This window comes from Stenotrophomonas hibiscicola ATCC 19867, from assembly GCF_000382065.1.
GTDB lineage: Bacteria > Pseudomonadota > Gammaproteobacteria > Xanthomonadales > Xanthomonadaceae > Stenotrophomonas > Stenotrophomonas hibiscicola.
The window spans coordinates 760413-774928 of sequence record NZ_KB907498.1 but is presented as its reverse complement, the minus strand read 5'-3'; the positions used below and the strand labels follow the sequence as shown (position 1 = coordinate 774928).

12 protein-coding genes are annotated in these 14516 nt (G+C 63.6%); 5 read left to right on the top strand and 7 right to left on the bottom strand.

What is annotated here, in order from left to right:
• Positions 1–69 precede the first annotated feature (69 nt).
• The 7 genes from G370_RS0103760 to G370_RS0103730 form a co-directional block, all read right to left on the bottom strand.
• On the bottom strand, positions 70–471 hold the full coding sequence (locus G370_RS0103760; protein ID WP_019659418.1) for a hypothetical protein: 402 nt from the start codon (positions 469–471) through the stop codon (positions 70–72).
• Between the two features lie 162 nt (positions 472–633).
• Positions 634–1311: a Fe2+-dependent dioxygenase gene (locus G370_RS0103755; RefSeq protein WP_019659417.1), complete on the bottom strand. Its 678-nt coding sequence runs from the start codon at positions 1309–1311 to the stop codon at positions 634–636.
• A gap of 10 nt (positions 1312–1321) precedes the next feature.
• The gene (locus G370_RS0103750; protein WP_019659416.1) at positions 1322–2041 is read right to left on the bottom strand and encodes a tetratricopeptide repeat protein; all 720 of its coding nucleotides are present in this window, start codon (positions 2039–2041) and stop codon (positions 1322–1324) included.
• Positions 2042–2109: 68 nt separating this feature from the next.
• Entirely contained in the window at positions 2110–4416 is a 2307-nt protein-coding gene (locus tag G370_RS0103745) for a TonB-dependent receptor (protein ID WP_019659415.1), read from the bottom strand.
• A gap of 148 nt (positions 4417–4564) precedes the next feature.
• Positions 4565–4969 carry a hypothetical protein gene (locus G370_RS0103740; RefSeq protein ID WP_019659414.1) on the bottom strand — a complete coding sequence of 135 codons (405 nt, stop codon included), beginning with the start codon at positions 4967–4969 and terminating at the stop codon, positions 4565–4567.
• Positions 4970–5172: 203 nt separating this feature from the next.
• Positions 5173–5505, bottom strand: a complete 333-nt coding sequence (locus G370_RS0103735; RefSeq protein ID WP_010483575.1) for a non-heme iron oxygenase ferredoxin subunit — start codon at positions 5503–5505, stop codon at positions 5173–5175.
• Positions 5502–6041, bottom strand: coding sequence for a GNAT family N-acetyltransferase (locus G370_RS0103730; protein ID WP_019659413.1), 540 nt, complete (start codon positions 6039–6041; stop codon positions 5502–5504). Before G370_RS0103730 ends, G370_RS0103735 begins: the two co-directional genes overlap by 4 nt.
• A 241-nt stretch (positions 6042–6282) precedes the next feature.
• On the opposite strand from G370_RS0103730, the gene G370_RS0103725 reads away from it, so the two are divergent.
• From G370_RS0103725 to G370_RS0103715, 5 genes are all read left to right on the top strand, one after another.
• Positions 6283–11613: an RHS repeat domain-containing protein gene (locus G370_RS0103725; protein WP_026346959.1), complete on the top strand. Its 5331-nt coding sequence runs from the start codon at positions 6283–6285 to the stop codon at positions 11611–11613.
• A 3-nt stretch (positions 11614–11616) separates the two neighbouring features.
• The gene (locus G370_RS1000000121185) at positions 11617–12540 is read left to right on the top strand and encodes an RHS repeat-associated core domain-containing protein (RefSeq protein WP_080112493.1); all 924 of its coding nucleotides are present in this window, start codon (positions 11617–11619) and stop codon (positions 12538–12540) included.
• Positions 12527–12982, top strand: coding sequence for a hypothetical protein (locus tag G370_RS0103720; protein ID WP_019659411.1), 456 nt, complete (start codon positions 12527–12529; stop codon positions 12980–12982). The genes G370_RS1000000121185 and G370_RS0103720 overlap by 14 nt, the downstream gene beginning before the upstream one ends.
• Positions 12983–13429: 447 nt before the next feature.
• Positions 13430–13942: a hypothetical protein gene (locus G370_RS1000000121565; RefSeq protein WP_154081314.1), complete on the top strand. Its 513-nt coding sequence runs from the start codon at positions 13430–13432 to the stop codon at positions 13940–13942.
• A gap of 3 nt (positions 13943–13945) precedes the next feature.
• A complete protein-coding gene (locus tag G370_RS0103715; protein ID WP_019659410.1) occupies positions 13946–14149 on the top strand; it encodes a hypothetical protein in 204 nt (67 codons plus the stop codon).
• Positions 14150–14516 lie beyond the last annotated feature (367 nt).

Sequence of the window (14516 nt, the reverse complement as noted above, 5' to 3'; positions counted from 1 at the left end):
GGGCGGCAGGGATGAAGCAGGCGGCGGCGCGCGGGCACGACCGCGCAGGCGGTCACGCGGGGCCGTGGATCAGGCCAGCGGCGGCGCCTGGCCGCGTTGCTGGCGGCGCCCGGGCGCATCGGCCCAGGGCGTGTCCGGAGCGGCCAGCGGCCAGTCCGCGCGCACGCCGGGCATGGCCGGCGTGGCGGGTACGAGTTCAAGCTCGGTGCGCAGCCACTGGCTCGCCAGCAGCAGCGGCGGGGGAGCCTTCTCGGCTGATTTCACCGGAGCTGCAGCACAGCGACGCAGCTTGGCCGGGGCCTCTTCCTGCAGGGGCGCTTCGCCACCGCGTTCTTCCAGCGGCATCTGCACGGCCATTCCGGCTTGCCCGTGTGGCAGCAGTGGCAGGGTGCCCAGCAGCAAGGCCAGCATCGCGACCCACGCCAGCAGGCTGGTCAGCGCAGGACGCTGGCCACGCATGGCGGTGCCCATCTTGCGGTGGATGAGTGGGCGAGGGCGAAGCGGGCGCAGCAAGCGGGGTCCCCTGGGGCTGCCGGCAGCGGCCGGCATCAACGGGGCGTGATTGTAATGAGAGCCGTTAGCCGTTGCAAATGAGAATGATTTCCAAAATGTCGCAGGCCGGCCCGGCAAGGCTCAGACTTCGCTCCAGCGCCGCAGCAGGTTGTGGTACACGCCGGTCAGCTGCAGGATCGCCTCGGCGTCGCCGCCGGTCTGCCGCAGGCGCTCGATCGAGCCGTCCATTTCCCACAGCAGGCGGCGCTGCACATCGTCGCGGACCATGCTCTGTACCCAGAAGAACGAGGCCACGCGCGCACCTCGGGTGACCGGCCGCACCTGGTGCAGGCTGCTGGACGGGTACACGATCAGGTCGCCAGCGGGCAGCTTCACTTCATGCTCGCCGTAGGTATCGCTGATGATCAGTTCGCCGCCCTCGTACTCATCCGGCGCGGACAGGAACAGGGTGCAGGAGATGTCCGAACGCAGCTGTTCGCCGTTGGCCAGGTTCATCACCGCGCCGTCGACGTGGAAACCATAGGTGCCGCCACCGCTGTAGCGGTTGAAGCGTGGCGGCAGGTATTTCAGCGGCAGCGCCGCGCTGAAGAACAGCGGGTGACGCGCCAGCGCGACAAGGATGATCTCGCCCAGCTCGCGGCGCAGCGGCGAGGCCTCGGGCAGCTGCTGGTTGTGCTTGGCCTGCGCGCCCAGATGGCCGACGGTCTCGCGGCCATCGGTCCAGTCGGCGGCATCCAGTCGGCGGCGAAAGTCGGCCACCTGGTCGGTGCTGAGAATGTCGGGGATGTGCAGCAGCATGCGGGACTCCTCAGAGGGACGGCGTTGCGGCCAGGGCGCGCACCTGCGGATACGGCGACGCGGCCAGTTCCGGCACGATGTGCGCCATGAACGCCGGGCTGCCGTGCGCCAGCGCCAGCTGCAGCCAGTGCACGGCCTGCTCGACCTGGCCGGCCTGCAGCAGAATCGAGGCGTAGTTGGCCTGGCCGCGGAAATCACCGGCCTCGGCCGCGCGCTGGTACCAGCCCAGGGCGGCCTGCGGATCGCGCTCGATCTCCAGGCCGTCTTCGAGGTGGCGGGCCAACAGGTTCATCGATTTGGCATGGCCCAGGTGTGCGGCACGGGTATACAGGGCCAGTGCCTGCGCGCGGTCCTGGGTCACGCCGCGGCCGGTGGCCAGCAGGTTGGCCAGGTTGTACAGGCCCCAGTCCAGCCCGGTGTCGGCCGCGCGCCGGTACCAGACTGCGGCCAGTGCCGGATTGGCCGTGGTGCCTTGGCCCAGCTCATGGCAGCGGCCGAGCATGTTCATCGCCATCGGCGCGCCGTTGTTGGCGGCGGTTTCGTACCAGAGCAGCGCCGCCGAGGCGTCCTGTACGGTGCCCTTGCCTTCCATGTGCATCTGCGCGAGCAGCAGCTGTGCCTCGACCTGTCCGGCCCGCGCGGCGTCGCGCACATGCGCGAAGGCCGCCTGCGGATCGTGCTGCAGCAGCTCGGCCAGGGCATCGCTGTCGATGGGGGTACGGGTTGCCATGAGGTGAGTATCGCCGGAAACAAAAACGGCGGCAGGAGCGCCTGCCGCCGTGGTGGAGCGAAGCTACATCAGAACTTCACGTTCAGTGCCAGGGTGGCCGAGCGACCCGGGGCGATGCTCGCGTAGTGCGAGGCATAGGCCTTGGTGAAGTAGGTCTTGTCGGTCAGGTTCTGCACGTTGAGCTGCAGGCTGATGTTGTCCTGGATCGCGTAGCTGGCCATCCCGTCGAAGCGGGTGTAGCTGGCAATCCACTTGGTGTTGGCCACATCACCGTACTGCTTGTCCGAGTAGAACGCGCCAGCGCCGATGGTCAGGCCGATCGGGAAGCGGTAGGTGGTCCACAGGTTGGCGCTGTGCTTGGCGGTGTTCGGGAACACGTTGCCGTTGTTCGGCGACGGCACGTAGACGTTGGACGGGCAGGTGCGGCCCACCGGTGCGCCACAGACAAAGCCATTGTCCTTCAGCTCGGAATCGAGGTAGGTGTAGCCGCCGTACAGGCTCCAGGCGTCGGTCAACTGGCCGTTGAAGCCCAGCTCGAAACCGTTGATCTCTTTCTTGCCGGCGTTCTGGCTGGTGCCGTTGTCGACGGTCACGCGCGCGTTGTTCATCACGGTGTGGAAGATCGCAGCAGTCAGGTTCAGGCGGTTGTCCAGCAGGTCCCACTTGGTGCCCAGTTCGAGGTTCTTCGTGTCCTGCGGCTTGAGGTCGGCAACGGCCGCGCTCAGGCCGTCCGAACCGTCACCACCGTCCATGCCCGGCGGGGTCGAGGAGGTGCCCCAGGACAGGTAGATGCTGCCGTTGGTGGCCGGCTTGAACACGACGCCGGCCTGGTAGTTCAGGAAGTCGTTGCTGTTGCGCACGCGGGTCGGTGCCTTGCCGGCCACCGGCGTGGTCAGGGTGGTACGGAAGTCGTCGTAGCGCAGGCCGAGGTTGATCATCCACTGCTCATTGAGCTCGATGGTGTCGAACACGTAGGCCGAGGTGGTCCTGGTGCGCTGCTCGACGTCAAGCGCCTTGTCGCTGCGATAGACGATCTGACCGGCCGCCCACGGATCGTTCGGGTTCGGATTGTTGAAGTCGGTGCAGTTGTAGCCGGTGGTCGCGCCGGACACCTGGCAGCGAGTGCTGTTGGCGCTGTTTTCAAGGGGATTGGCGGTGCCCGGCGACATCAGGTAGCTGCCACGGGTCATCTTCTCGTCGCTGTACTCCAGGCCCGCGCTGTAGCTGTGCTTGAGCGCGCCGGTCTGGAACGCACCGGTCAGGCCCAGCTGGTCGGCGAAGCTCTTGACGTCGACCGCACGGGTGTTGGTGCGACGCCACAAGGTGCCGTACAGGTTGGGGTTGCCCTTGCTGTCGTCCGGCTGGGTCCACAGGTAGTCGTTGCTGGTGTTGCCCAGGCGCGCGATGTTGCGAAGCTTGTGGCCACCGAAGTCGTAGCTGGCGTCCAGAGTGCTGATGTCGGCGCGGGTGCGCTGGAAGTCACGGTCGACCAGGCCGTAGTAGTTGTTGCGGTCCGGCACCACTGGGCGGCCATCACCGTTCCTGGCCACGTTCGGGCCGCTGGAGAACGGATTGTTGTAGGGGAAGCCACCCGCATCGGGCAGGTCATCGCTCTGCATGTGGTAGTGGCTGGCGATCAGCTGCGCCGGGCCGTTCAGGCCGAACGCGATCGACGGCGCGATGCCCCAGCGGCTGACGTTGGCGGCGTCGCGGCCGGCGATGTCCGACTCGTGCTTCATCAGGTTCAGGCGGGCGGCGATGCCGTCGCCCAGCACGTAGTTGGCGTCCACGGTGCCGCGTGCGTAGCTGTCGGTACCGATGCCCATGCTGGCGCTGGTCTCGTTCTTCAGCTTCGGCGTCTTGCTCACCAGGTTCAGGCTGCCACCACCGGAGTCACGGCCGCCGTAGGCCGAGCTCGGGCCCTTGACCACTTCCACCTGCTCCAGGTCGAAGATCTCGCGGGTCTGCGAGCCGACGTCGCGCAGGCCGTCGACGAACACGTTGCTCTGCGAATCGAAGCCACGGATGAACGGGCGGTCACCGGTCGGATTGCCGCCTTCGCCGGCACCGAAGGTGATGCCCGGCACCATGCGCAGCGCATCCTGCAGGTTGGTCGCACCGGTTTCGGCGATCAGCTTCTCCGGCACGATCGACACTGACTTCGGGGTGTCCAGCAGCTCGGCGGTGAACTTCGGCGAGGACGGGTTGAACCAGCTGCCGCGCACCTGCACCTTGTCCAGCTCAGTGGCGTTGCGGGAGCCGGCGTCGGCGCTGTCGGCGGCCTGCGCAGCCAGCGGCGCGAAGCCCGCGGCCAGGGTGGCGGTGGCGAGCAGGGAAACGCGCGGGGCGTGCTTGCGGGACGTGATGTAGGTCATGGCGATGGGTCGTGGCGTGGATCGGGAAAGGGGGAGAGCCGTAGCGCAGGCAGCGCGTGGGCACGTGGAGGGCTTCGTCTGTAGAGCCGAGCCGATGCTCGGCTATGGGCGAATGACGTCAGACGCACGGCAACAGCCGCAGGGCGTCTCAGCTGGCGTGCGGTGCGGGCGGTGCGTGGCCGGGGTTCAACCGCAGTGCGGGATCGTGCAGCTGCCAGCGCAGGGCGTTGGAGCGCCACAGCGGAACATGCACGACCAGGGCGGCGCGCGGCGGAGCCAGTCCGGTACAGGGCGTGGTGCCCTCGCCATCCAGCGGCGGCTCCGGTGCTGGCGCGGCAGGGTGCGGGCACTCGTCCGCCGGCGGGGCCGGCATCGGCATGACCTGCTGCAGATCTTCAGCCTGTGCCTGCCAGCCGTTGGCAGCAGGGCCGTTGTCGCGTCCTTCGTGCAGTGCCGACCAGCCCAGCAGCAGCGTCAGCAGCACGGCCACAAGCAGCGGCCACCCCTGACGGGCAAGCTGGCACAGCGTGGCGGTGGGCGCGGGCGAAGCCATGGCGCGAGGGGCGGAGTCGTTACGAAGATGTTACGTAGAATAACATCAACGATAATGATTCGCATGTACGGAGCGTGGCGGCCCCCCGAGGCGCCACGGTGGGCCCTGGAAGGGTCCTCATGGCCTTCCGGTAGATCCACCCCATGGGTTGATGCTCTCTGGCGGGGCGCCCCATGAATGATCTCTCCGGGCGGAGCGCCGCCTCAATCCCGGTCGTCGCGGGTCCAGATGGCGTCGTGCTCGCGCTTCACCGGAAACTTGGGCACAGGGCTGTAGGCCGGCGCGCACAGCGCGCGCCCGTCCCGCACGTCGAAGCGCGCCCCGTGCAGCACGCACTCCACACTGCCTTCGGTGGTGTTGAACTCGCCCGAGGACAGCTCGAACTCTTCATGCGTGCACTGGTCTTCCAGGGCGTACAGCTCGCCGTCGAGGTTGAATACCACGATCGGCGTGCCGGTCACCTCGTCGAACACACTCTTCATTTCGCCCGGCAACAGCTCGGCGCCGGCACAGACAAAGGTCCAGGCCTCGCTCACGCGACGGCTCCGGTCAACGGCTTTTCAAGGATCTCGAAGCGCAGGTCGTCGCGCTTGGGGATGCCGAAACGCTCGTCGCCATACGGGAACGGCTTCTTGATGCCGGTGCGGCTGTAGCCGCGACGCTCGTAGAAGGCGATCAGTTCGTCGCGCACGTCGATCACCGTCATCTGCATCACCGGCACGTTCCATTCGCGTGCGGCGTGCGCTTCGGCGGCGTCCATCAGCTGCTTGCCGACGCCGCCGCCCTGCTGGGCCGGATCGACCGAGAACATGCCGAAGTAGCCCTTGCCGTCGACATCGGCGACGTGGGCGCAGGCCACCAGCCGATTCCCGCGCTCGGCCAGCAGGATGGTGGAGCGCGGGCGGTCCAGGTCGGCCTGAATGCCTTCGGCGTCGATGCGGGCGCCGTCCAGCAGGTCGGCTTCGGTGGTCCAGCCGACGCGGCTGGCATCGCCGCGGTAGGCCGAGGTGACGAGGGCAATGAGGGCGGGGATGTCGGCCGGCGTGGCGGCGCGGAAGGTCAGGGTGCTCATGGGGACATTCTAGGTGGAGCAGGGAAGGGCACGGGAGGCTGCTGGCTGACGTGACTTTGCCGAGTGTGGCCAATGCGTGGACTTGACGCCATCTTCATTATTCGTTCATATCTGTGACCAGCACCCGCCCACCGTGAAGCAACGCGTGGCTGTCTGCCGGCGTGGGTGCCGCCTGGTCGAAGGTCAACTGCCGTTCGGCGCGGGTGGGGCACACAGGGACGTCGATCCAGGGAGGATCTGCATGCAGTCTGGCCTCATTTCTCATCCGCGCGCGGCAATGGCTGCCAAGGGTCTGCTTCTCGGTGTCGTTGCCCTGTGCGTGCTGGCACCGGTCGGCGTTTCCGCCCAGATCGTTCCCACCTGGCGGCAGGAGTACGACAAGCGACTGAAGTATGGGGACCTCGTCGAGCCGCTGAAGGGCGAGATCTTCGGCGAGCAGGTCAATCTCTACGACGGCTCGATCAGTTTCAAAGCCACGGATATTTCGATTCCGGGCAACAGTGGGCTCGCGGTATCGCTCAGCCGCAGTTACGGGGATGTCAGCGGCAGTGCAAATGACAAGGAATATGGAAACTGGGATCTCGACATCCCATCGCTTTCAGGCATCTATGGAGACCAGCCCGAAACCGCGATCGGCGGACATTGGACGCCAAGTGCCCGTTGCTCGACAGTCTCCGCACCCCCGTCGCTGGATGTCTGGAATTACAAGCAAACCCAGACCATCAGTTTTGCTCCGTACACCTATTGGGAGGGGGTGAGGCTTTCATTGCCGGGTGGAGGCGGTGAAACCGTCCTGGCGGGCAGCGGGGACGCGCGCCAGCCAACGCCCCAGGTTGGCACGCCAACGCCCTGGAACACAAAAGGGGGATGGTTCTTCTCCTGCCTCAGTGCACTCAAGAGCGGCCAGCCGGGCGAGGGTTTCCTGGGCCACGCGCCAGACGGAACCAAGTACTACTTCGACTGGATGGTGGCGCGCGAGAACGAGTCTGCCGTTCTCCAGCCCTACGACACCATCACCCATGCCACGCTGAAACGGAAAAAGGTCTTCCTTTATCCATCACAGGTTGTCGATCGTTTCGGCAATTGGGTCCGCTACGAATGGAACGGCGGGCGGCTGGATCGAATCATTGCCAACGATGGGCGCAGCATCAGCCTTGCCTATGACTCCCTGGGCCGTATCGCAACGGCGACGGCAGCGGGTCGAACCTGGACCTATGGCTACACCCCGGCCGGTGTGTTGCAGTCGGTGACGCTGCCGGACGGGACGGCGTGGAGCTACAACCTGCCGCCTGTCAATGTGACGAAGAAGTACCAGGAGTACACCGGGCAGGACGTTTGGGCCTATATGGAGGTCCCGGCTCTTTGCGCGAAGACGAACAAGATTGTGCAGACCGAGGTTGCAGCCTCCATCACGCACCCATCAGGCGCGGTGGGAACCTTCGTGTTCCGACCCTTCCGGCATGGCCGCAAGAATGTTCCGTTCAACTGCCAGACTTCCGGCGACGACCAGTTGCTGGCCGACGGATGGAATCTCACGCCTATCTATCGGGACGCGATGTCGCTGGTGGCAAAGCGGATAAGTGGCCCGGGGATGCCCACGGCGGAGTGGAGCTATCAGTACACCAATCTGGGGTGGGAGTACGACAGGAGAGTCGACCAGGCTGGGTGGCCGGCGATCCCGGTGGGGCAGGCAGAGCCCAAGATAACGATTGAAACCCTGCCGGATGGCACGATCCGGACATACGAATTCGGAAAGGAAGTTGGCTATAACGACGGTCTGCTGCTGTCGACGACAACCAGCTCTGGTGGCGCGGTGGTTCGAACCGAGCGCAGTAACTACTACCCGGACGCGCAGCTTGCCAGCGCACCGTTCCCGCGCGAGGCGGGTCGGAATCTCAAGTACGGGGCCACGGAGCTGGGAGAGCATCTGAACCGCCCAGTGCAGAGCACGATCATCAATCAGGACGGCGTGCAGTTCACCCGTACGGTGCAGGCCTTTGATGCCTTCGTCCGCGAAGTTTCCGTTGTCGAAGCGAATTCCGCCGGCCAGAGTCGCACCAGCAGCACCAGCTACTACGACAATCCCGCGCTATGGGTGAACGGCCAGGTGGCGCGCAGTGTGCTCAATGGCATCGAGCAGTCGCGCACCGAATTCGATACGGCCAAAGCACTGCCGTTACGCGCCTATGCATTCGGCCGCCTGGCGCAGCAGGTGACCTACGCAGCCGACGGCACGGTTGCCTCGGTGGCCGATGGCCGCGGCAATACCAGCCATCTGTCGGGATGGAAGCGTGGCGTTCCGCAGCAGCTGCGCATGCCGGCCACGCCCGAAGCGCCCAATGGCGCGGTGCGCACGGTTGCCGTCGACGACAACGGTTGGATCACCTCGCTGACCGACGAAACCGGCGCAACCACCAGCTTCAGCTACGACAGCATGGGCAGGCTGCGCAGCCAGCAGTTCCCTGGCGGCGACAGCGTGAACTGGAATGGCGTAACCATGGACCTGCAGCGGCTGGGTGGCGCGCAGCTGGGGGTGCCCGCCGGTGCGTGGAAGCACTCCCGCACGCAGGGCGGGCGGCGCACGGATACCTACCTGGATGCGATGTTCCGCCCGGTGCTGGTGACCGAAAACGCCAACAACGTGCTGGACAGCGCCGTGGTGACCCGCTACGACACCAGCGGCAAGACCGTGTTTGCCTCGTATCCCACGCGGCAGCTCTCCGATATCAATGCCGCCCTGACCGGCACCACGACGCAGTACGACGCGTTGGGCCGCCCCACCGTGGTCAGTCAATCGTCCGAGCTGGGGGCACTGGTTACCCGCACCGAGTACGTGGGCAATCTGTCGGTGAAGGTGACCAACCCGCGAGGCCAGGCGACGACGACACGCCATCTTGCCTACGACCAGCCCAGCTACGAGATGCCGCTGACGCTGCAGCACCCGGAAGGCGTGGTGACCGAGATCCAGCGAGATACGCTGGGCAAGCCGCTGGCGATCACCCGCCGCAGTGCAGACGGCAGCCAGTCGCTCACCCGCCGCTACGTCTATGACGGCTACCAGCAGCTGTGCAAGACCATCGAACCGGAAACCGGTGCGACCGTGCAGGACTACGACGCGGCAGGCAACGTGCTGTGGTCGGCGGCCGGCACGGGTTTGACCAGCACCACCGACTGCAACCGCAGTGACGCCCTGGCCAGCGGACGTGCGGTGAAGCGCAGTTACGATGCCGCCAACCGCTTGTCGACCCTGATCTTCCCGGATGGGCGTGGAAATCAGAACTGGTCCTACGCGCCTGATGGTCTGCCTGCCGAGATCAGTACGCAGAACGACCCGGCCCGGCCGATGGTCGTCAACCGCTACCAGTACAACCGCCGCCGCCTGCTCAGCGGCGAAACCCTGCAGCATCCGGATCTGGGAAGCCTGAGCCTGGCCTACGGCTACGATGCCAACGGCACACTGGCCAGCAATACCTATCCGGGTGGGCGTGTCGTCAGCTATACGCCGGACGCACTGGGTCGGGCGACGACGGTCGGCGGCTATGCGAAAGAGGCCAGTTACTTTGCCAACGGCGCATTGGCCCGCTTCGTCTATGGCAACGGGATCGTGCACACGTTGACCCAGAATGCCCGCGGGCTGCCCGACCGCAGCCGCGATGCCACCGCAGCGGCCGCAGTGCTGGATGACAGCTACGACTACGATGCCGGCGGCAATGTGATGGCCATTTCCGATGGCCTGCCCGGGGCGCCCGGTAACCGGGACATGACCTATGACGGCCTGGACCGGTTGCGGACGGTCACTGCACCGGGCTTCGGCAACGCATTGTATGAGTATGATGCGCTGGACAACCTGCGCCGTGCCAAGGTCGGCAGCCGCGATCGTACGCACTATTTCGATCCGACCAATCGGCTGGTCAACGTGATCGAAACCGGAACCGGGGCAACCGTGACCGGTCTTGGCTATGACGTGCAGGGCAATCTTTCGGTGCGCAATGGCCAGGCTTTCGCGTTTGATTACGGCAACCGACTGCGTGCGGCGGGTACAGCAGAGAGCTACGAGTACGACGCTCACGGTCGCCGGGTGAAGGCCAGCGCCAGTGGCAAGGGGGCGATCTATTCGTTCTACGACAACGGCGGTGTGCTGCGATTCCAGCGCAACGAACGTACCGGCAAGCAGACCGACTATCTCTACCTGTCAGGCAGCCTGGTGTCCCAGGTGCATGGTGAAGCCGCACCCGGCGTTCCCGCGCTGAGTGCGCCGGGCTACATCACACAGGGCAGCGTGAACCTGACCTGGAGCCCGGCCGGTGGTGCCAACCGCTATGAGCTGCAGCGTGCCCTTGCGGGCACCTGGAGCACGGTCTTTGATGGCGCGGCGCAATCGTTCACCAGCACCGGCCTGATCACGGGAACCTATCAGTTCCGCGTGCGCGGCTGCCGGGCGGTGTGCGGCGGATGGAGCAATGTCGCATCAGTGGCCGTGGCATTGGCGCCATCCACCGTGCCGACCTTGAACGTGCCTGCCACGGCCTTCAATGGCAGCTACAGCGTGGCATGGTCTGCGGCTTCCGGTGCCGAGCGCTATGAGCTGGAGGAAAGCGCCAATGGCGGCGCATGGGCCCAGGTGCACAACGCCATTGGTCAGTCCAAGGCCTTCAGTGGCAAGGCAGCGGGAAGCTACAACTACCGGGTTCGCGCATGCAATCCGGTGGGATGCACGGGTTACAGCGCCACGGCTGCAGTGACGGTGGTGTATCCGCCTGCTACTGCGCCAGGTCTCTCTGCGCCAGCACGCGCTGCGCCGGGCAGTATCGGCATTGGCTGGAACGGGGTGGCTGGTGCCACGCGCTACACCCTGCAGGAAAGCAGCAATGGTGGTGGATGGGTCACGCTGTTCGACGGCAACGCGGGTTCCTATGCCACCGCCGCGCGTGGTGTGGGCAACTACGGCTATCGGGTTGCCGCCTGCAACGGCGCGGGCTGCGGACCCTGGTCGGCCACGTCGACGGTAGCGGTGATCGGACCACCGACGATCGAGCCGGTGATCAGCGCGCCGGGCCTGGTGAACGTGCCGCAGTACAGCCTGAGCTGGTCGGTGCCGGCCAACAGCGAGAGCTTCGTGCTGGAGGAGAGTGCCAACGGTGGTGGCTGGACGGTGGTGCATAACGGCGGCGGGAACAGCTTTGGTGCCAGCCGTGGCAAAGGCAGCTACGCCTATCGCGTGAGGGCGTGCAATTTCGCGGGGTGCAGTCCGTACTCGGGCATTGCGACGGTTGTGGTCGCACTTCCGCCAGGGACACCCTACTTCTATCTTGCGGAATGGCTGACCACCCGCAAGGCACCGTATCAGGTGCAGTGCTCGGTGGGATGGAATCAAGTGCCTGATGCCACCGAGTACCAGCTTGAGAGTGGCGGCGGAGGAAAGCGTTTGTATACCGGGCCCAACGCCTACGTGAGTGCAGACGGGAATGCCTACTGCGCCGGCGACTATCGCGTGCGTGCCTGCAATGCCGGTGGTTGCTCGCCGTGGTCGGCCGACCATCCCGTCACCCGCGGCGTACTGAGCTGGGACTAACCCATGAATGGACTCTCTTTGCTGTTGTTTCGGGCGGTACTCGCGGTGGTGGTGCTGGCGGCCTGTATGGCTCCGGCAGTCGCACAGGAAGTGGTCGAGTACATCCACACTGATGCACTGGGTTCACCGGTGGCGATCACCGATGCCAGCGGAAATGTCATCGAGCGTACGGTGTATGAGCCGTATGGGGCGGTGGTCAACCGGCCGTTGAAGGATGGGCCGGGATATACGGGGCATGTGACGGACTCCGGGACCGGGCTGAGTTACATGCAGCAGCGGTATTATGATCCGGCTATTGGATCTTTCATAAGTGCGGATCCGGTTGAGGCCAATGGGCATACGTCATCCAACTTCAATCGCTATAAATATGCCCTTGGAAATCCCTACGGTCATGTAGACCCTGACGGCCGTTGTGAGAGCGTATCCACATGCCAGATGATGAGAGATGATCTGGCTGTCATAAACGGCGAGATGGGGTTGGATGAGCGCCGGTCTCGCCAGGAGGCAAGAGCGGCCGGAGCCGTTGCGGGTGTTTCAGTTCTAGCTGCCAGTCGTATTCCGGCAGCGACTGCAGCTGTCATCGGTGGTGCGAAGAATGCATTTATCAATATTGCCAGTCGCGTTGCGTCGCTCACTCGATCTCAGCAGCAGGCAATTAAGAAAATAAATAACATTGTTGACAATAATGCAAAGCCTCACGACTTTGACGGAGTTGCTAAAGAGCTTCGCGGAATTGAGACCGGCTTTGATCATGTGACAGAGATGCAAAATTCACTGAAGGGGCTGAGCTCTGCCGCAAAAAGTTTGAGGGGGAGCTTGAATAATCCGAGTCTTTCTAGAGGGCAGCGTGTTAGGATCCAGCGAACGCTTGACAAGGCGGATGAAAACATAGCGAAGATGAAGGAGACGCTTGGTGGTGGAAGATAGCTTGCTGCTTGATAGGCTTTACAAGATCTCGGGTATTCTCACAGATGACCCCGATTCCTCAAGCTACATGTTGGTGTCGAGGTCGTTGTTTCATCGTGATCCGGAGATCCGAGAGAGGGCTATTTTCATCGGCGGGTTGCGTTGGGCAGATCCGTTGATTCTTGGTTGTTTTATTGGAATTGTTACGGTGGGGCAGGAACCTGTTGATGATAATCGTAGGCTTATGATTGAATCGCTTGTTTCTGCAGTGCTTCGGGGGAAGCTTGAAGCAGCTTCAATCGAGGAGTGGCTCAGGGCGGTGCTCCTTTCTAATGATTATGAGTCACTCCTGGCTAAGTCAGCCTACATTGGCTTGCTGCGCATTCAAGGGAAGATGTCGGTTTCTGATTTTGCATCTCTCGATTACGATGATGTATCTGTTGATTCATCATTCGTTTCTTGACGCCCGCATGTCGTTTTTCGCATTGAGAAGGCAGTGTCTCATGATGGTGGTTGAGGCTCGTTCGTCGATCAACTGTTAGGGACGGTTATGGCACTCCCTTCCTACTGGAGAACGGTGCCGATGGCGGGGGGGCATTCCGGTTCAGGCCTATGTCGGCTCCAGCTGCGATGTCTGCCGCGCTGGTGATTTTGCAGGCCTTCAATCGTAGCGTGCTGAGCTGGAACCTTTCCTGCTGATTCGAGCGAGGAGAGTGCCAACGGTGGTGCCTGGACGGTGCTGCATAACGGCGGCGGGAGCAGCTTTGGTGCCAGCCGTGATAAGGGTAGCTATGTGTATCGGGTAAGGGCGTGCAATTTCGCGGGGGCGAGTCCGTACTCGGGAGTCGTGTTCAAAGATCCGGCCGGGCGCTGCCCCCGGTGCTTGTGGGGTGCGCCAATAGGCGTAGTTGTGAAAATCGGTGTTCAGATGGCTATGGCTGAAGGGTCGATGGGCGAAAGATTCTCCCAAGTAAAATGGGGGCAAGTTGCTGCCGCAACAGCGGCTGGCGCGCTAAGTGGTGGAGTAAGTGCCGTTGCAAGCACAGCTGCCACTACCTGTGGAACCATTGCTGCAAACGTGGTTGGAAATGCAGCCGTCGGTGCATTTTCAGTCCAAGCAAATGCACAACTTGAAGGTAAGGCCGCTTCTATATCCGAGGTTGCGAAGGGCGCAGCCTTGAGCGGAGTAACGGCTGGCTTAGGGGCAGCTGTTTCTACTGCGCCTAGTGTTGCGGCTAGAAGTGCGAGTGCTGATCTGACACAGGCTGAGCGAGCTGCGGCAGGAAATATGATGCAGGGTATAAAGGAAGCCGCTCCTGGGTTTAAATACTCCAATCCCACCCAAGCAGCGGCCAATGCCGCCGGTGCGGCGGTCAGTTCATCAGGCGATCTCGAACCACTTGTGAACGATACGTCGAAGTAGGATATGAAGATCAAATTGATCCTGAAGGGCGTCGCCGTGTATTACGCGAAAGCTGCTGTTTTCACGATCGCCAGCTATGGATTGTTGCGTCTCGTGTACGGGCATACAGGGATTTCATTCATTGAATGGGCGCTCATACTTCTGGCGGCGTTCACGGTGGGTTACATGCCTCTTTACGTTGGCTTGCTACGCGGGAAGAGTTCGTAGCAGCCTTGTGCGGACGCGATACGTCCGCCGAATGGGGCCTCTTCTTTAGCGTAGCTATCTGGCAGGCTGCTGAAGCGCCAGTTGCAACGGGAGACGGCGTGATCGGCATTTTTTCGCCACAAGGCCTACGTGCAGTCGAGTGGCGGGACCTATTGCGCGCGTGAGTATCGCGCGCGTGCCTGCAATGCAGGAGATTGCTTGCCGTGGTCGAGCAACCATCCTGTCGCCCAGAGTGTGCCGAACTGGGACTAAGCCATGAATGGACTCTCTTTGTTGTTGATTCGAGTGGTGCTTGCGATAGTGGTGCTGGTGGCCTGTATGGCGCCTGGATTGCGGCATGAACGGGTCGGGATTGCGCCTTGCGGGG

Coding starts and splice junctions, on each gene's coding strand:
- G370_RS0103745 (WP_019659415.1), bottom strand. CDS start 4,416: ATGACCTACATCACGTCCCGCAAGCACGCCCCGCGCGTTTCCCTGCTC.
- G370_RS0103725 (WP_026346959.1), top strand. CDS start 6,283: ATGCAGTCTGGCCTCATTTCTCATCCGCGCGCGGCAATGGCTGCCAAG.
- G370_RS1000000121185 (WP_080112493.1), top strand. CDS start 11,617: ATGAATGGACTCTCTTTGCTGTTGTTTCGGGCGGTACTCGCGGTGGTG.
- G370_RS0103730 (WP_019659413.1), bottom strand. CDS start 6,041: ATGAGCACCCTGACCTTCCGCGCCGCCACGCCGGCCGACATCCCCGCC.
- G370_RS0103750 (WP_019659416.1), bottom strand. CDS start 2,041: ATGGCAACCCGTACCCCCATCGACAGCGATGCCCTGGCCGAGCTGCTG.
- G370_RS0103715 (WP_019659410.1), top strand. CDS start 13,946: ATGAAGATCAAATTGATCCTGAAGGGCGTCGCCGTGTATTACGCGAAA.
- G370_RS0103755 (WP_019659417.1), bottom strand. CDS start 1,311: ATGCTGCTGCACATCCCCGACATTCTCAGCACCGACCAGGTGGCCGAC.
- G370_RS0103740 (WP_019659414.1), bottom strand. CDS start 4,969: ATGGCTTCGCCCGCGCCCACCGCCACGCTGTGCCAGCTTGCCCGTCAG.
- G370_RS0103760 (WP_019659418.1), bottom strand. CDS start 471: ATGGGCACCGCCATGCGTGGCCAGCGTCCTGCGCTGACCAGCCTGCTG.